This window comes from Sulfuricurvum sp. (assembly GCF_023229695.1).
In the GTDB taxonomy this organism is placed as follows: domain Bacteria; phylum Campylobacterota; class Campylobacteria; order Campylobacterales; family Sulfurimonadaceae; genus Sulfuricurvum.
The window spans coordinates 15,227-32,300 of sequence record NZ_JALNYS010000013.1 but is presented as its reverse complement, the minus strand read 5'-3'; the positions used below and the strand labels follow the sequence as shown (position 1 = coordinate 32,300).

General features: G+C 47.7%; 14 protein-coding genes. 7 read left to right on the top strand and 7 right to left on the bottom strand.

The window, feature by feature from the left end; all coding sequences use genetic code 11:
- Positions 1-6 precede the first annotated feature (6 nt).
- The 7 genes from clpX to M0P91_RS10290 all read right to left on the bottom strand — a co-directional run bounded on the left by clpX (position 7) and on the right by M0P91_RS10290 (position 9,021).
- Positions 7-1,236, bottom strand: coding sequence for an ATP-dependent Clp protease ATP-binding subunit ClpX (gene clpX / locus M0P91_RS10320; RefSeq protein ID WP_295066875.1), 1,230 nt, complete (start codon positions 1,234-1,236; stop codon positions 7-9).
- The gene (gene lpxA / locus M0P91_RS10315) at positions 1,233-2,018 is read right to left on the bottom strand and encodes an acyl-ACP--UDP-N-acetylglucosamine O-acyltransferase (protein ID WP_295066873.1); all 786 of its coding nucleotides are present in this window, start codon (positions 2,016-2,018) and stop codon (positions 1,233-1,235) included. The genes clpX and lpxA overlap by 4 nt, the downstream gene beginning before the upstream one ends.
- A gap of 10 nt (positions 2,019-2,028) precedes the next feature.
- Entirely contained in the window at positions 2,029-2,472 is a 444-nt protein-coding gene (fabZ, locus tag M0P91_RS10310; protein ID WP_295066871.1) for a 3-hydroxyacyl-ACP dehydratase FabZ, read from the bottom strand.
- 70 nt (positions 2,473-2,542) lie between these two features.
- Entirely contained in the window at positions 2,543-4,147 is a 1,605-nt protein-coding gene (locus M0P91_RS10305; protein WP_295066869.1) for a cation:proton antiporter, read from the bottom strand.
- 46 nt (positions 4,148-4,193) lie between these two features.
- A complete protein-coding gene (locus M0P91_RS10300) occupies positions 4,194-6,746 on the bottom strand; it encodes a PhnD/SsuA/transferrin family substrate-binding protein (protein ID WP_295066867.1) in 2,553 nt (850 codons plus the stop codon).
- A gap of 685 nt (positions 6,747-7,431) precedes the next feature.
- A complete protein-coding gene (locus tag M0P91_RS10295) occupies positions 7,432-8,511 on the bottom strand; it encodes an epoxyqueuosine reductase QueH (RefSeq protein WP_295066865.1) in 1,080 nt (359 codons plus the stop codon).
- A 3-nt stretch (positions 8,512-8,514) separates the two neighbouring features.
- The gene (locus tag M0P91_RS10290; RefSeq protein WP_295066863.1) at positions 8,515-9,021 is read right to left on the bottom strand and encodes a peptidylprolyl isomerase; all 507 of its coding nucleotides are present in this window, start codon (positions 9,019-9,021) and stop codon (positions 8,515-8,517) included.
- 102 nt (positions 9,022-9,123) lie between these two features.
- Between M0P91_RS10290 and M0P91_RS10285 the strand changes: the two genes are divergently transcribed.
- The 7 genes from M0P91_RS10285 (at position 9,124) to M0P91_RS10255 (ending at position 17,062) form a co-directional block, all read left to right on the top strand.
- Positions 9,124-10,332 (top strand): HAMP domain-containing sensor histidine kinase, encoded by a 1,209-nt coding sequence (locus M0P91_RS10285; protein ID WP_295066861.1) that lies wholly within the window; start codon positions 9,124-9,126, stop codon positions 10,330-10,332.
- Complete coding sequence (locus tag M0P91_RS10280) at positions 10,313-10,978, top strand: response regulator transcription factor (RefSeq protein ID WP_295066859.1); 666 nt, start codon at positions 10,313-10,315, stop codon at positions 10,976-10,978. The genes M0P91_RS10285 and M0P91_RS10280 overlap by 20 nt, the downstream gene beginning before the upstream one ends.
- A 216-nt stretch (positions 10,979-11,194) precedes the next feature.
- On the top strand, positions 11,195-12,523 hold the full coding sequence (locus tag M0P91_RS10275; protein WP_295066857.1) for an OprD family outer membrane porin: 1,329 nt from the start codon (positions 11,195-11,197) through the stop codon (positions 12,521-12,523).
- A gap of 12 nt (positions 12,524-12,535) precedes the next feature.
- Positions 12,536-12,850: a DUF485 domain-containing protein gene (locus M0P91_RS10270; protein ID WP_295066855.1), complete on the top strand. Its 315-nt coding sequence runs from the start codon at positions 12,536-12,538 to the stop codon at positions 12,848-12,850.
- On the top strand, positions 12,850-14,508 hold the full coding sequence (locus M0P91_RS10265) for a cation acetate symporter (protein WP_295066854.1): 1,659 nt from the start codon (positions 12,850-12,852) through the stop codon (positions 14,506-14,508). Before M0P91_RS10270 ends, M0P91_RS10265 begins: the two co-directional genes overlap by 1 nt.
- A 116-nt stretch (positions 14,509-14,624) precedes the next feature.
- Positions 14,625-16,448 (top strand): putative nucleotidyltransferase substrate binding domain-containing protein, encoded by a 1,824-nt coding sequence (locus M0P91_RS10260; RefSeq protein WP_295066852.1) that lies wholly within the window; start codon positions 14,625-14,627, stop codon positions 16,446-16,448.
- Positions 16,448-17,062 (top strand): 3'-5' exonuclease, encoded by a 615-nt coding sequence (locus tag M0P91_RS10255; RefSeq protein WP_295066850.1) that lies wholly within the window; start codon positions 16,448-16,450, stop codon positions 17,060-17,062. Before M0P91_RS10260 ends, M0P91_RS10255 begins: the two co-directional genes overlap by 1 nt.
- Positions 17,063-17,074 lie beyond the last annotated feature (12 nt).

The following is a 17,074-nucleotide window of genomic DNA, read 5'->3' as shown; positions in this document are numbered from 1 at the left end:
TGTCTCCTATGCACTTTTTTGGTTGGTTTTTTTGATATAAACAGGTTTCGCACCCTCTTCGACCATCTCTTTGGTAATGACCACTTCATAGCCGCTGTATTCAGGGAGTTCATACATGGTTTCGCCCATGATCTCTTCGAGAATAGCGCGCAGTCCGCGTGCTCCGGTTTTGCGTGCCAGTGCTTTGGCGGCTATCGCATTTAGGGCCTCTTTTTCAAAGGTAAGCTCGACATCGTCGATGGCAAAAAGTTTCGTATATTGTTTGACGAGGGAGTTTTTAGGTTCGGTAAGGATCTGAACCATCTCCTCTTCGGTAATTTTGTTTAACGATGCAATGATCGGGAGACGTCCGATCAGTTCAGGAATTAAACCGTAACTGACCAGATCGTCCGGCTCAATATTTTCGAAGCTGTCATCGATGTCGGAAGCATTGCGTTTGTCGTGGCCGAACCCCATGATGTTTTGCCCTTTTTTACGTTCGAGGATTTGCCCTAGGCCGTCAAAAGCACCGCCGCAGATGAAAAGGATACCGGAGGTATCGATCTGGATGAAATCCTGATTCGGGTGCTTGCGTCCCCCCTTGGGCGGGATGTTGACGACGGCGCCTTCGATGATCTTGAGCAATGCTTGCTGCACCCCTTCGCCGGAAACGTCGCGGGTAATGGAGCGGTTTTCGCTCATTCGGGAGATTTTGTCAATCTCGTCGATAAAAACGATCCCCTGCTGTGCCCGCTCCACGTCGCCGTCCGCTGCCTGGAGAAGTTTGGTCAGGATGTTTTCGACGTCTTCTCCGACGTATCCCGCTTCGGTGAGACTGGTCGCATCGGCAATCGCGATCGGGACGTTGAGCACACGTGCGATGGTTTGTGCCATAAGGGTTTTACCGCTTCCGGTCGGTCCGATAAGGAGGACGTTGGATTTGGCGATTTCGGTATCGTCATTCACATGAGAGTGCTTGAAAATCCGTTTGTAATGGTTATAGACCGCAACCGAAAGAAGTTTGCGCGCACGAGACTGCCCGATGATGTATTGTCCTAAAAAGGCGTTTAACTCTTTTGGAATGACCAGTTCTGCATTGACATGCGTGGTTGTTTTGGGCTCTAAATCGTTATCGCCAAACATGATTTTATAGGCGGAAAAAACACAGTTTTTACAGATATAAACGCTGTTTCCTGCGATTAGGGGGTTATGGTCGCTCTCTTGTGCTTCGCAAAAGCTGCAATGGCGGTGTATCATGATTGACTCCTCTGAAATGGGATACCCCGTTTGGTATTAATAATAAAGTGAGAGAGATTACGGACATGTTCGCTTGAAGTGCTCTCTAAAAGGGCTGAAGCCGCTTCCTGAAGCGGTTTGCCCGATTCGAAGAGTTCTCGATAAGCGGAGCGCAGAGCATCAATCTCTCCACGTGGAAGATGACGGCGAAGGCCGTTAAGATTGAGACCGCGCAGTATCGCACGGTTCCCTTCCGCAAGGCAATAAGGGGGGATGTCCTGCGAGAGGGCGGATGCGCCGGCGATCATTGCATAATCGCCGATCTTGACAAACTGATGGACGGGGGTCATTCCGCCGATGACGGCGTGATTCCCCATTTCGACATGCCCCGCAAGGGTAGCGGCATTGGCAAGGATACAGTGATCCCCGATGATTACGTCGTGTCCCAAATGGACATACCCCATAAAAAGATTGTGCGATCCAACAACGGTTTTGCCGCCGCCGCCGATGGTTCCCGGATTAAAGAGGGTGAATTCCCGGATTTTGTTATGATCACCGATAATGAGTTCTACCTCTTCGCCCGCATATTTCAAATCCTGCGGGATTGAACCAAGTACGGCATGGGAAAAAATTTCATTGTATTCACCGATCGTTGTATTACCGTAGATACAAGTACTCGCGGCAATTTTTGTCCCTTTTCCGATTTTGGTTTTGGCGGATATGAAACAAAACGGTCCGATTTCAACATCTTCGGCGATAACGGCACCCTCTTCAATAACTGCGAGTGGAGATATTTTGCTCATGCGTCTCCGATCACTTATCGACGATCATGGCTTTGAGTTCGGCTTCAGAGACAAGGGTGTCATCCACGTAGGCTTTGCCTGAGAGTACCCAGATGGCCCCCTTGTGCTTGACAACGCTCATGCGGTATTCAAGTCGGTCACCGGGGCGGACGGGAGCACGGAATTTTGCACCGTCGATGCTCATGAAGTAGACCACTTTGTTTGCAGCCTCTTCTTCGCTCATTTCCATGCTTTTAAACGCTAATACGCCGCCGGCTTGGGCCATCCCTTCCAGAATCATAACCCCCGGATAGATCGGATGTCCCGGAAAGTGTCCCTCGAAAATCTGTTCGCCGATGGTGACGTTTTTATAACCGACAAGCGACGTATTGGGGATAAGATCGGTAATCCGATCAATCAGTAGAAACGGGAAGCGGTGAGGCAAAATTTTTTGAATTTGGACGACATCTAACATGCTATGTATTCACCTTGAGTAAAAAATCCCCCAATTTTACCGCAATTTTTGTTAATTAACGATAATTGGCTTAAATGCCGGTTTTTAGGGCACGTTTTACCAGCAGATTCCCTACTTCAAAACTGGCATCCACAAATTCCAATTCGCTCAGATCTCTCAAATTTTTTCGCTCTTCGGCACTGTCGATTTTGACAATGACATTGGCCTCTTTGTCGTAGTTTAGGACCGCTTCGCTGATGAGCCGTCGGTTTTGCTCACTGCTCATCGTGATAATGACCGCTTTGGCCTCCCTGAGCATCAGCGATTCGAGAACGGGAAGTTTGTTCAGGTGACCGAAATAGGCCATGTAGCCCAGTTTTCTGGCGTGTAAAACGTGTTTCAGGTTGTCGGAGATGATGATGAAATTGGCCCCTTTGCTTTGCAGATTGGCAGCAACAATCTTGCCCAGCATCGCAAATCCGGCGACGATGATGTGATCTTGGCGTCCGATGGGGGTAATGACGTCCGATTCGTAAAACTCTTTTTCAAAATAGGAGGAGAGTTTGTAGATATTTCCGATGATAAAAGGGGTGAGGATCATCGAAATGACGCTGACCAAGATCAAAAAACTCGCCATCTCCGGAGCAATCAGTTTTTCCGAACCGGCCATTGCGAAAACGGCAAACGAAAACTCCCCGATCTGTGCGAGTGCAAGGGCTGTTTTGGCGGAGGTGTTTTTATCGGAGTTACGCCGAATGATGAGATAAATGACAAGCGCTTTAAAAAGCATGGCAAAGAGGAAAACAAACGTGATGATGTGGATGTTTTGGACAAAGTAGAGGATATCGATTTTCGTCCCCACCCCAAAGAAAAAGGCTCCCAAGAGGAGATCTTTGTAGCTGGCGATGTCTGATTCGACTTTGACGTTATAGCGGGTATCGGCGATGATCATTCCGGCGATAAATGCCCCCAGCGAGTAGGTAAATCCCATGCTGTGCGCTAAGAGCGAAGCGCCGATAAGAATGGAGAATACCGAACCCAAAAAGAGCTCTTCTAGCTCCGTTTTGGCTGAAAACTGCAACAGGGCATTGACGATTTTTTCCCCGATCGTAAACATGAATACGACGACGAAAGCGGCGGAGAGGAGTGTTTTTCCGATCACTTCGCCCAATGAGAGGGTATCGTTGGACAAAAAGGTGATGAGGAGCAAAATCGGGATGACGGCAAGATCTTGAAAGATCAAAATCCCCATCGATTTTTGCCCGTAGGGGGTGTGGATATCCTTGGACTCTTTGAGATAGGTGAGGACGATGGCGGTGGATGAGAGGGAAAATGCCAACGCGATGATGAGCGACGTGTTGAAATTGAGATGAAAAAGAAAATAAGAGAGGATAAAGATCACCACGACACTGAAGAGCACCTGCAAGAGGCCGTTGGTAAGGAGGAGCTCTTTCATCTTTTTGATTTTTTCCAGACTCAGTTCCAGCCCGATCGTGAACATCAAAAAGACGATCCCGAACTCCCCGATCAAATCCAGCGAATCGTTCCCCAGACCGTTGAATCCGAAAAGGGTGCTGATGATCGTCCCCGTCGCGATGTAGCCGATGATATGCGAGATGCTGAAACGCTTTAGGATGATGTTGAGAACCGTCGCGATGGCAACGGTGAAAAAAATGGTTAGCAGTAAATTTTCCATACGAAATTATAGTCAACGATCCTGTTTGCCGGTGGCAAACGGGTGGTTAAAAAGTGCTCACCACCTCTTTTTCCTCAAGCACTAAGGAAGGAATTTTGATGTAAAAGGAAGCACCGTTTTGTACATTTTCAAATCCGATGGAGCCGTGTAGATTGTTTTCGACTACGGATTTGCTGAGGTAAAGCCCCAATCCGCTCCCTTCCTGGGCCTCTTTGGTTGAGAAATAGGGTTCAAATATCCGATGTTTGATGGTTTCATCTACGCCGCCGCCGTTATCGATGACTTCTACAACATAGAGTCCATTTTCCTGCACATAGTGGCTTCGTAGCGTAATTTTTGCAGAAGCGACGTGACGATGGACCAAGATGTCTTTGGCATTATTGATCAGATTGATGAGCACCTGTATTACATCTTGCTGTCGTGTATTGATTTGCAGGTGTACGGTGCACTCTTTTTCCAGTGTGATACGATTATTTTCTAGATTTTTTTCAAATAATCGAATCGCATTGCAGATGATCGTGTCAAAATCGATCGTTTCTATGTGGGTCTCTTTTTGAAAGCAACGGCTAAAATCATCGATAATATTGGATAAAAATTGTACCTGTTCCGTCATGGTTTTGATACTCTCTTGTTCTGCCAGTTCCATAAGCTGCAACGTAAGCTCCAAATCACTCAAACACATCTGGATGACCGCAAGAGGTTGACGCCACTGGTGAGCGATCATGCTCAACATTTCCCCTACCGCTGCGAGACGTGATTGTGCCAACAACATTTTTTCTTTCTCGTGCAGCTTGGTTTCGATTTGTCGGTATTTGCTGACGTCTTCACCGATCGCTATCAGGTGTGTAATGGTGTCGTTTGTGTCTTTTACCGGAGAAACCGCCATCCGGATGATATGTTCGGATCCGTCTTTATTGGTTTTTTTTACCTCTCCCACCCACACTTTGTTCTCTGATAGGGTGCTATAAAGCTCTTCAGAGGCGAGCGGATTGAGCCCCATGGTGTTCAGAAGCTCTATATTATGCCCAATGAGCTCCGATTCTTTATATCCGCAACACTCACAAAACGAGGTGTTGACATACTCCACGATCCCGTCTATCTTGCTGATTAAAACGGTATTGCTGGATTGGTCCACCGCTTTTTGGAGTAATATGAGCCTTTGATGCAGCTCTTCGCCGGAGGTGATATCGACCAGATTGACGACATAGAGTGATGTGTCGTGGGCAAAACGGTCGATATGGACATGGAAGACTCGAGGATGCCCCTCTGGATCGTGGATCGTAATTTTGGAGTATACCCCCTGCTGTTTCATCGCAAAAATATGGGATAAACAGCTCTCTCGTTGATCTTCGTTGATGCCGTCCATAAAATAGGAGCACACTCCCCCCTGCTGAACGATCTCTTCGGAAGAGGTGACGTTGAAAAAAGTCAAAAAGGCCTTGTTGCACTCAACAATCCGGGTTTCATCCCCCAGCATTGTCAATGCGGTTTGACTGTTGAGCATTTGCCGGAAAATGTGTTCACGTTCCATTTGCTGGGTCAACTCTTCGTTGAGGGCGGCAATGCGGGTCGTCTGTTTTTTCAGCTGCCGGTACAGCATAAGGATAAATACCGTTGCCGCACTTAAGACAAGGATGAGTATCCCTGCCAAAATAATCTGCACGGCATACTTGTGTATGACTGCCGAAAGGGTGATTTCTGCAGTGTAAGGGGGCATATTTAACGTTTTAAGCAGATCATGCACGGGAGAATAATCCAATGGAATCGTCCAATGGTCTGTACTTGTCCGTTTGGCAACGTCAAGTTCCGGCGTAATACCAAGCAAAGCGATAAGAACCGATTCGGCCAATGTGTCGGACGTATGGGAGAGTTTGGCAAAGGGCCATTCGGGATAGAGTGCGGTAGATACTGCAAACGGGAATTCGGGGTAGTTTTTGGGTGCGATAATACGGACCTGATCCAATCGGATTTTTCCTTCAGCTGCCATCCGTTCGAGGGTATCACTGCGTACCGTTCCCGCATCGACACGCCCTTCCAATACCGCACGTACGACAGCATCGTGAGAATTCAAAAAAAGAAGCTGAGAGAAATCATCCTCGTGTATATCGTGATCAAGCAACTCTTTTTTCGCCATAATCCATCCGCCAAACGATGCCGGATCCACCGCTGCAAAACGTTTGTCTTGAAGATCGTGCAGAGCGTGAATATCGGTATTGGTGTTATGGGTAAAAATCACTCCGCCGAAACGCTGTTGGCCTGATCCGTTATCCGAGTGGTTTTGGAGTGTAGCGATTCGACTGGCACCGTAACGGTACTCAAAGGTAACATACTGAAAGGTATTGGTCAGTACAAAATCGACCGACGCGTACGCCACCGCATCATTGAGATCATTAAAACCAAGCGGTACGATCTCAAAGGTGTAAGCGGGGATCTGCTGATTCAAATACTTGGACAATGGCTGCCACTGCTGCATTGTTTGAGGTATCCCCCGTTTTGCAAGAATACCTATCTTAATGGTCTCTTTGCTTTTTGCGAAGGCATTGACGCCACTGAGGAGTAATCCGATCAATACAATAACGGAAATGAGACTTTTGCGCATCCTTTGAACCCTTGTATCATGATGTGTGATTTGCTACCCTTTTCATGGGATAGGAGTGAGCCCAAATTTACGGACACGCCAATGTGCCGCTCTTTTGCGTGCTTTATGTCATGCTTATCCTATCATAACTCGTTTGAAGAAAGATAATAGGGATATACCCGATCAAGTCGGGAATGAGGGGGATTTTTTAGTGTAGGGTTCATGCTATGGGTGGTTGAGATAAACTATACGCACTATTGACACTAACGTCAATAAGTACTAGAATTTCATCAGATCGTAGGGATGATTACCCTTAGGAGATCTGGTTAAACGGTAGAGTTAGACCACATATATGAGTAGAAACTGGCAAAGCCTCGGGCGGGAAACCGTTCGGGGCTTTTTTCGTTTACGGGTGTAGTTTGCCAAGACAAGGGGAAGTGGGACTCGTATATGTGGAGGTCGCCTATAGAATGGCTACCATTAATTCAAATTTTAGTTGCTGTTATCAGCCTCACTGCACTTTTCTTTAAAGAGGAAATCAAGGAGTGGTTGAGAAATTAAGCGACCTATCTAACTCTGCAAGTCCATAGAACTCATCACTCTGTGGACGAGCTATTCCAAACTCGGTACGATTGTAATGCAAATGTTATTGCTTTGGCTCTTCTAAACTCTTCATCTAAAAATTATTATAACAAAATCAGGCTAATTAAAGAAGAATAAGCTTTTCTCTGACATCGTCATACGTTTTCGTCTCTAAGAGGAGGGTGATTTTAGCCGTTGGTATTTCATCCATGACGATGATCGCCGAGGTGTTGAACGGACTGTTAGTGAGTTGTGTCCGCAGAACCATTTCAGTCTCAATGGACGGTGCGTTAAACATCAACTCTTTTGTATTTTTATAGGCAGATGAGGTGAGGGTATTGAACGTAGACAGAGTAATAAAGCGTACCTCTTCGCGGTTGAGGAAAAACTGTCCGTCGATCTCGAAATCGATCGTTCCCTGTGCTTGTGTGCGGTTGATCGTCGAGTAGACAAGGGGGTAGGAGGTGACGACGGTTCCGCCGACGCTCAGGGAAGAGCGCATCAGCCGGTAGTTTAAAAACCGCTCTTTAATAATACGATACGGGATATTTTGATCTTCGAGTTCCATTCGGCGGGTGTAGAGTTCGAGCCGTTCTTCGATGGAGGCGGGAAGAATCTGACGCGATAGTGGAGAGAACATCTCATCCGTTAGACGGTGCTGTTGATCGCGCTGCATACTAAGACCATAGAGGCATCCGCAGTAATCCTGACGGTAGAGCTGCTGCTCTTTACTGACACGCCCCTGATCGTTGGTTCCGCCGTTTTTGCGGTAATCGAACGCGATAAACTCGACGCCGTGAGAAGCATGAAAGGCATCACCGCTTTTTTTGAGCTGTTCTTGCGATTTGAGGGGGCTGACAAGGAGGGTAGTGGTCATCGACGTTTCACCGAGTTCAAGCGCTTTATGGGCACTGACGTCGAACCGTTTGTCGAAGCACACTTCGCAGCGGGCCCCTTTTTCGGGTTCTTTTTCAAGGCCGCGTACGGCGTCCATCCAGTTTTCATAATCATAGGGCCCTTCTATCAGCTCAATTCCCAGTTTTTTACAGCTGCGTTCTACGTCGAGAAGCCGGAGTTGATATTCGCTGTAGGGGTGGATATTGGGGTCATAGAAGAACCCGACGAGTTTTTCGTCAGGGTATTCGTGCTGTAGCTTCTCGATAAAGAAGTGAGAATCGACGCTACAGCAGATGTGGACGAGCACGGTTTAGTTTTTCTCTGCGAGAATTTCAACCGACTCGATGGTATCGCGCATTTGGATGCTGTCAAGAACCGCCATCGATTCTTTGTCATCCGCTTCGATGCCGCCGAAGACGGTATGAACGCCGTCAAGATGCGGGGTGCTAGCAAAACAGATGAAAAACTGGCTTCCGCCGGTGTTGGGTCCCGCATGTGCCATAGAGAGAGTCCCTTTGACGTGACGGTGTTTGTTGAGGGATGTTTCACACGGAATCGCCCAGCCCGGTCCACCGGTTCCGGTGCCGTGCGGGCATCCGCCTTGCGCCATAAATCCTGGAATTACGCGGTGGAAGTTGAGGCCGTTGTAGTAGCCGTCGTTGACGAGTGCCGCGAAGTTGGCAACGGTGTTAGGCGTTTCATCGTTGTAAAGTTTGATCCACATAACCCCTTTTGCGGTGGTCATTTTGGCCCATTGGTAGGTTGCCATCTCTTCTGGGGTAACGGTATACGTTTTAAGTTCTTTGCGTCCGAACATGTCTCTATCCTTGGAGGGAATTTTTCGCAATTATAGTGGATAAATCTTAACCAACGGGACAGAATCGGTTATAATAGAGTGAATTAATCGGTCGGGGGGCGTATGGAATCGTGGTTGCAGCGCAAGTTGTCTCATATATCCCTTAGAGAACTCAATTTTTATACGATCGTTTTTATCTTATTGTTTACCGTCATTTTTTCATCGCTGCTGATTTATGACGAATACCGTCAATTTGCCCAGGTCTCCTCGGCGGCGGCAGAGCATCTCTCTGAGGGTGGGAAAAGCATTAAGGGGCAGCTGATCAAGATCATGGTCGAGATCGCGACGCTGGCCCTGATCATTTTCGGATTCATAGTCGGTATATCAAAGATCGTCAACAGCATGATCGCACGGGATATGGAACGCTTTTTGACCTTTTTCGAATCGGCCCATACGAAAGCGGACCCAATCGGCCCGCATGAGCTCTATTTCAACGAGTTTAAAAAAATGGCGGGGTATGCGAATGAGATGGCCGACACGATTGATGAGCAAAAAGAGTCTCTTCAACAGCTGAATGCGAGTTTGGAAGAGCGGGTCAAACAAAAAACGTATGCGCTGCAAATGAAAAATGAAGCGCTTGAAGAGGAGCAGCGCTTTTCGCAGGGGCTGCTCGAATCGCACAAACAGTTTATCCGTTATGCGATTCATGAAACCCATACTCCCCTCTCCGTGATCATGGCCAATATCGAGCTTTTTTCGATGCATGAGGGGCGTAATCGCTATTTGGCCAAGATCGAAGCGGCGGTCAAAAATATTTTTAGTATCTACGACGATCTGAGTTATTTGGTCAAAAAAGATCAGATCGAGTATCCTGCGCGTCCGATCGAGATGGGAGAATATGTCGAGAAACGGCTTGAGTTTTTTGATGAGGTGGCCCATTTTTCCAATCTGACGTTCGACTATACCAAGCCCGAATTTCCGGCATGGATCCAGTTTAACGAAACCAAGCTCCAGCGGGTGATCGATAATAATCTGACCAATGCGATCAAATATACCAAAAACGGAGAGTTGATTCGTGTCGGGATAGCGTGCGATACGCAGGAGTGCCGATTTTGGGTCGAGAGCAAATCCCAAAAGATTCATGATGCGGAAAAGATTTTTGAGGCATATTACCGAGAACGGAAAAAGACAGACGGTTTCGGGTTGGGGCTGAGTCTGGTAAAATCGATTTGTGATGAAGACGGAGTGGAGATCAAGATTGTATCAGACAATGATCTTACCCGTTTTGAATATCACTTTAAAAAGGGTACAATTGAAAATATTGCTGCTTGAAGACGAACAAATGCTCAGTGAGGCAATCACTGAGTATTTACTCTCTCTGGGTCATTGCGTCACCTCTTTCTATGATGGTTTTGATGCGCTTGGAGCTCTTAAAAAGGAGATGTTTGATCTGCTGATTCTGGATATCAATGTTCCGGGTATCGACGGACTGGATCTGCTCGAACAGCTCCATCTGCTCAAGATCCGTCCACCCGCCATCTACATCAGCGCTCTTGTCGATATCGAAGGGATCAGTCGCGCGTATGATCTGGGATGCTATGACTATCTTAAAAAGCCGTTTCATCTGAAAGAGCTGGCGCTTCGGATCGATAAAGTGATGCAAAGCTGTGCCACTCCCCAAAACCATGTGCGCCTCTCCAAAAGCTATGGATACGATGCTTCCACCTCGACTCTGTTGTGTGATAACGTAACACAGCCCCTTACCAAACGGCAACTTCAAATCATCGATCTTCTCGCCCGTAATCGGGGACGGGTCGTCGATTTCGATCAATTCCGGACCTATGTATGGGATGAGGAATATGTGGATAATGCGACGATCCGGGCCGAAGTGAGCCGCCTGAAGAAAAGCCTTAAAGAGGATTTCATCCAAAATATCCGTGCGTTGGGGTATATGATCGATATTCCGCGTATGGTGTAGAGGGGAAGGGGAGAGGAATTTCTCCTCTCCCCATAAATCTGCGGCAACGGCACGGGGGGTGTCTCCGGCGGGGCAGAAAAACCGTGTTACTTTTTTTCTCACAACGAATTGCTTTCCTCCATTTCAGACAATTAATTTTTCTAATTCAACCAATGCTACGTTGATGCTACGCTTTGTTTACATAATGACACTGTTAAAAACTTACAAGGAGCAAGAATGAGACATACAGTACGTCTTTCACTCTTAGCGTCGGTATTGGTATTGAATACCCATGCGGCCGATGATTTGGCAGGGATATTTAAAGAGGGGAAGGCCAGCGGGCAAATCCGTGCTTTTTACATTGACCGTGATTATGCGCCGGGTGCTAATCGTGACGGCTTAAGTCTGGGGGGGTATCTTAAATACGAAACAGGCACCTTTTATGGTTTTAGTGCCGCCGCAGCCTTCTATACGACGAATAAATTAGACAAAAAAAGCGATGTTGCGGCAGAGAACGACACGACGTTATTCGGTCCGAACGGAAATAATGAGACCTATTTGGGGGAAGCTTACCTCCAATATAAAAATGGTAATACCGCATTTAAAGCAGGTCGTCAAAAATTGGATACCCCGATGGCAGGAAGCGATGACGCACGGATGCTTCCCAGCCTTTTTGAAGCCTATGTACTCAGCAATACCGATGTAAAAGATACGACATTGATCGCGGCGCATGTAACGAAATTTGCGGCCGGAACGTTTGCAAACGCCTATAACTCTACAACGGCCGGTTCGGTGCTGGCATTGACGTCAGGGTATAGCGGTGTTGCCAACGCAACCGATTATGTCGGCAAATTTACCGATATGGGAACCTATGCAATCGGTGAAAATACGAACGGGGTAAGTGTCGCGGCGGCAATCTACTCCGGTATGCCGGGATTAAAATTGCAAGTATGGGATTATTATGCCCGTAATATTCTCAATGCCGTATATGCGGAAGCCAACTACGGTTGGTCTTATTCAAACGCAATGGCTCCGTACGTAGCGGCACAATGGATTAATGAACGGGATGTCGGAAATAACGCTATCATTACCAAGGTTAAGAGTGATTTTATTGCGGCAAAAGTGGGCTTGAAAGTGTCGAATGTCGACGTGTATGCGGCACTCTCCCACAACAGTAAAGACGCTTCTTCGGTAATCAACGGCGGAACGATCACTCCGTGGGGCGGGATGAGCGCCTATACGCAGGGGATGGTAACGCGTCACCAGTTTATGGCGGGGACCGACACCTGGAAAGTGGCAGGGAACTATAACTGGAAAGATATGGGAACCAATCTGAATACGGGTGTTTATTATGCATCATTCGATATGGATGCCTTGAACGGCTACTCAGCAAATCATTCCTGGACCGCTACGGAAGCCGGTTTCGATATGATTTACACGCCGCAAACGGTGAAAAACCTCCAGCTCCGGTTCCGTGGAAATTTCCCGCGTAATTTTAAAGAAACGGCAACCGGTGCGGCAACCGGCTGGGATGAATATCGCTTTATCGCCAACTACAATTTTTAAAAGGGGTTTAACATGAAACAAGAGATGGTTGATCGTATCAAGAACGATCCGGATTTTATACATCTTGTCAAAACGCGCAGTAAATTTGCATGGATACTGACCATTGTCATGCTGGTCATCTATTTCGGATTCGTATTGACAATCGCATTTGATCCCTCACTGCTGGGGACACCGTTGTCGGAAGGGTCCGTCACAACCGTCGGAATCCCTATCGGTGTCGGCGTTATCGTCAGCGCATTTGCTTTGACGGGTATGTATGTCCGTCGTGCAAACCGTGAATTTGATGAATTGACCGCAAAAATTAAAGCCAAAGCAAAGGGAGAGTGATGAAAGCGCTATCGGTACTTTTATTTTCCGCCGCTGCGTATGCGGGGGAAGCACTGAGCGGTGCGGTTGAAAAACAGCCGTTGAACATGTCGGCGATCATGATGATCGTTATTTTCGTCGGGGCGACATTGGGGATCACCTATTGGGCGGCCAAACGGACCAAAACGGCAAAAGATTTCTACACGGCCGGAGGCGGGATCACGGGATTCCAAAACGGTATGGCGATTGCCGGGGATTATATGTCTGCGGCGTCGTTTTTGGGTATTTCTGCCCTCGTGTATGCAAAAGGGTATGATGGACTCATCTACTCGATCGGGTTTTTGGTCGGTTGGCCGATTATCTTGTTTATGGTAGCGGAGCAGCTCCGTAACCTCGGTAAATATACCTTTGCGGACGTGGCATCGTACCGTTTGCGCCAAACCCCTATCCGTACATTGGCGGCGTTTGGATCGATCTTGACGGTGGTTTTGTACCTGATCGCTCAAATGGTCGGTGCCGGTAAATTGATCCAGCTTCTTTTCGGTCTGGATTATGAGATCGCGGTTATCCTCGTCGGTGTATTGATGATCCTTTACGTCACGTTCGGGGGGATGCTTGCGACGACGTGGGTTCAGATTATCAAAGCGTTCTTGCTCCTTTCGGGGGCGACGTTTATGGCGATTGCCGTTATGGCCCATTACGATTTCAACTTCGAGTCGTTGTTCGCTACGGCGGTCAGCATGAAAGATGTTTCGATCATGGCACCGGGAAAACTGGTAAGCGATCCGATTTCGGCGATCTCTCTGGGTATTGCGCTGATGTTCGGAACGGCGGGACTTCCCCATATCCTGATGCGCTTTTTCACCGTCAGCGATGCGAAAGAGGCCCGCAAATCGGTTTTCTATGCGACCGGGTTTATCGGGTATTTCTATATCCTGACGTTTATCATCGGTTTCGGTGCGATCGTTTTGGTATTCCAAAATCCGCAATACCTTGATTTGGCAAAACAGGCAATTGACGGCGGCTATCCGATCCTCGGCGGTGATAATATGGCAGCGATCCATCTTTCGCATGCGGTTGGCGGCGATTTCTTCCTCGGATTTATTTCGGCGGTGGCATTTGCGACGATCCTTGCGGTTGTTTCCGGCCTTACGTTGGCCGGGGCTTCGGCGATTTCGCATGATCTGTATGCAAGTGTGATTAAAAAAGGGAAAACCGACGGCTTGATGGAGATGAAAGTGTCTAAAATCTCTACCGTTATTTTGGGTATCGTAGCGATCTACCTCGGTATTGCGTTTGAAGATCAAAATATCGCATTCATGGTCGGACTGGCGTTTGCGATCGCAGCCAGTGCGAACTTCCCGATTTTGTTCCTCTCTATGTATTGGTCGCGCCTTACGACTCGCGGTGCGTTGCTCGGCGGATCACTCGGTCTATTGACAGCGGCAGTGCTTGTGGTACTCGGGCCGACCGTTTGGGTGGACGTTTTAGGAAATGCGGAAGCGATTTTTCCGTATAAATATCCGGCTCTGTTCTCGGTGAGTGCCGCGTTTATCGGAATCTGGTTCTTCTCGATCACCGATAGAAGCGAAAACTCGCGCAAAGAGCATGAAGCATATGAAGCACAATTTATCCGAAGTCAAACGGGTATCGGTGCTGAGGGTGCGGTGGAGCATTAAAGATTATTTTGAACGCCGAAGGGTCATATGCCTCTTCGGCTACGCTAGCCGCTATGGCACTGAAGCTTGCCTCTGTCGAGGCAGATTTCTTTCATTGATTTTTTTAGGAGACACTTTTGAGTCTGTTTGATCAAAAAGCGCTATTGATGTCGATTCATCCTTTTGACCTATTAGGGGAGAGGATGATCGAAAAGTTGATGACCCAGATGGACATCGCCTATTACCCGAAGGAGACGGTACTGATCGCTCCTCGGGTACGGGCAGAATCGCTCTATATCATCATCAAAGGGTTTGTTAACGAAACCATCGAGGGTGAACTCCAAAACGTATACGGGGAGCGCGACAGCTTTGACGCGAACTCCCTAATATACGGAAATACCCAAAGCACCTTTAGTGTTGCCGAAGATCTTATTTGTTACGAACTCCCTAAAGAATCTTTTCTCAATCTTCTCCAAGACGTTGAATCGTTTCAAAACTATTTTATGCAAGATTTCATCACCAAACATCAGCATCTCAAAGAGCGGCAGCACCAAAATGAGCTGACTCCGTTTATGGTCTCACGGGTCGATGAGATCTATTTGCATGCTCCGTGTTTTGTAGAGGGGTCTCTCTCGATCAAAGCGTCGTTGCGTCAGATGAGCGATCAGAATGCAAAGGTGATATTGGTCCGAAAAGGTGAGGAAATCGGGATAGTGACCGATACGAATCTGCGCGAAAAAGTACTGTTGGCGGATAAAAATAGCGATGATCCGATTCACGAGATCGCTACGTACGGTTTGATCACGATTGAGCGGAGCGATTTTTTGTTTAACGCCTTATTGCTGTTTACCAAATACGGGGTAAAACGGCTTGTCGTGGTGGAATCAAATCGAATCGTCGGGATTTTAGAGCAGCTCGATCTCCTCAGCCATTTCGCCAATCACACCCATCTGATCGCGGCATCGGTAGAGCGCTCCACCACCATCGACGAACTCCAAAGTGCACAGCGCTCACTGACCCATCTGGTCCGCTCGTTAACGACCAAAGGGGTGCAGGTGCGGTATGTCTCGAAACTGGTGAGTGAGCTCAATGCAAAAGTGTATCGCAAAGTGTTTGAGATGGTTGTCCCTCCCTCGCTGCACGATGGCTGTGCATTGATCGTGATGGGATCCGAGGGGCGGGGTGAGCAGATTTTACGCACCGATCAGGATAACGGCCTCATCCTTCGAGACGGGGAAGAGGAGGGGGCTTATGCACCGTACATGGAGAAGTTCAGTGCCTATTTGCTGCAGCTGGGATTTCCCAAATGCAACGGCAACGTTATGGTATCCAACCCCTATTGGCGCCATACGGTTGCGGGGTATAAAAAGCTGATTTCCGGATGGATCGACACTTTTAATGAAGAAGCGCTGATGGGATTGTCGATTTTTCTGGACGCGCAGTGCGTGGCCGGAGATGCGAATCTTTTGACGGAGTGCCGGGATTATTTGTTTGAAAATTTCGAAGGGCGGAGCGATGTATTGGCCCATTTGGCGAAATCGGCGCTCGCTTTTGAAACACCGCTGAGCCTTATCGGCGGTTTTGTTTTGGGGAGAGCGGAGCACGAAAGCGAATTTGACATCAAAAAAGGGGGAATTTTTGCGGTGGTTCACGGTATCCGTATTTTGGCGCTGGAACACAAAATCGGTGCGACAAATACGATTGAGCGGATCAAAGAGCTCAACAACCTTGGATTGTTTGACAAGCAATTCGCGAGTGAACTGATCGAAGCGTACGATACGCTGCTGAGCATCCGGCTCCGTTTTATCCTTGAGCAAAAGCAAGAGAGCGACAAGGGCAATTACGTCAACCCGAAATTGCTCAGCAAAGCGGAGCGTGATTTGCTCAAAGATGCGTTTAAAATCGTCAATACGTTTAAAAAATTCCTCACCTATCACTTTCATTTGGGGATGGTGGTGTGATGTTTGAGCACTTCAAACGCGTCTGGAACCGCAGAGGGTTAAAAGACGAAAGCTATGCGTGGCTGTTTGAACCTTACACCGGGGATGAAGTAGTGGTGTTTGATACCGAAACGACGGGGCTCAATACCAAAAAAGATGCGATACTCAGCATCGGTGCGGTTAAGGTGAAGGGGGATCGTATCCTCACTTCGGAGAGTTTCGAAATTTTTCTGAAACCTTCCCGCGTTATCAGCACCGAGAGTATCAAGATCCACCATATCCGTCCCTGCGATTTGGAACACGCACATACGCCGTTAGAGGGGGTGGAAAAATTTTTAAAATTCATAGGAAACCGCCCGTTGGTGGGCTATTATCTGGAATTTGACGTGGCGATGGTCAACCGCCTCCTTAAGCCGTGGCTTGGGATAACGCTTCCCAATAAACAGGTTGAAGTGTCGGGGCTATATTTTGATAAAAAAATTGCTTTGATACCTCAAGGAAACATTGATTTACGCTTTGATACAATCCTCCGAGATTTAAAGATCCCGAGGATGGGACAGCACAACGCGTTGAACGACGCGATCATGACCGCAATGGTCTACATAAAATTAAAAAATACACTTAAACTACACTAAGGAGTCTTAACT

What these genes read in the sequence shown, in the direction of transcription:
- clpX (WP_295066875.1), bottom strand. Translation starts at nt 1,236, where the DNA reads ATGATACACCGCCATTGCAGCTTTTGCGAAGCACAAGAGAGCGACCAT.
- lpxA (WP_295066873.1), bottom strand. Translation starts at nt 2,018, where the DNA reads ATGAGCAAAATATCTCCACTCGCAGTTATTGAAGAGGGTGCCGTTATC.
- fabZ (WP_295066871.1), bottom strand. Translation starts at nt 2,472, where the DNA reads ATGTTAGATGTCGTCCAAATTCAAAAAATTTTGCCTCACCGCTTCCCG.
- M0P91_RS10305 (WP_295066869.1), bottom strand. Translation starts at nt 4,147, where the DNA reads ATGGAAAATTTACTGCTAACCATTTTTTTCACCGTTGCCATCGCGACG.
- M0P91_RS10300 (WP_295066867.1), bottom strand. Translation starts at nt 6,746, where the DNA reads ATGCGCAAAAGTCTCATTTCCGTTATTGTATTGATCGGATTACTCCTC.
- M0P91_RS10290 (WP_295066863.1), bottom strand. Translation starts at nt 9,021, where the DNA reads ATGTTCGGACGCAAAGAACTTAAAACGTATACCGTTACCCCAGAAGAG.
- M0P91_RS10285 (WP_295066861.1), top strand. Translation starts at nt 9,124, where the DNA reads ATGGAATCGTGGTTGCAGCGCAAGTTGTCTCATATATCCCTTAGAGAA.
- M0P91_RS10275 (WP_295066857.1), top strand. Translation starts at nt 11,195, where the DNA reads ATGAGACATACAGTACGTCTTTCACTCTTAGCGTCGGTATTGGTATTG.
- M0P91_RS10270 (WP_295066855.1), top strand. Translation starts at nt 12,536, where the DNA reads ATGAAACAAGAGATGGTTGATCGTATCAAGAACGATCCGGATTTTATA.
- M0P91_RS10265 (WP_295066854.1), top strand. Translation starts at nt 12,850, where the DNA reads ATGAAAGCGCTATCGGTACTTTTATTTTCCGCCGCTGCGTATGCGGGG.
- M0P91_RS10255 (WP_295066850.1), top strand. Translation starts at nt 16,448, where the DNA reads ATGTTTGAGCACTTCAAACGCGTCTGGAACCGCAGAGGGTTAAAAGAC.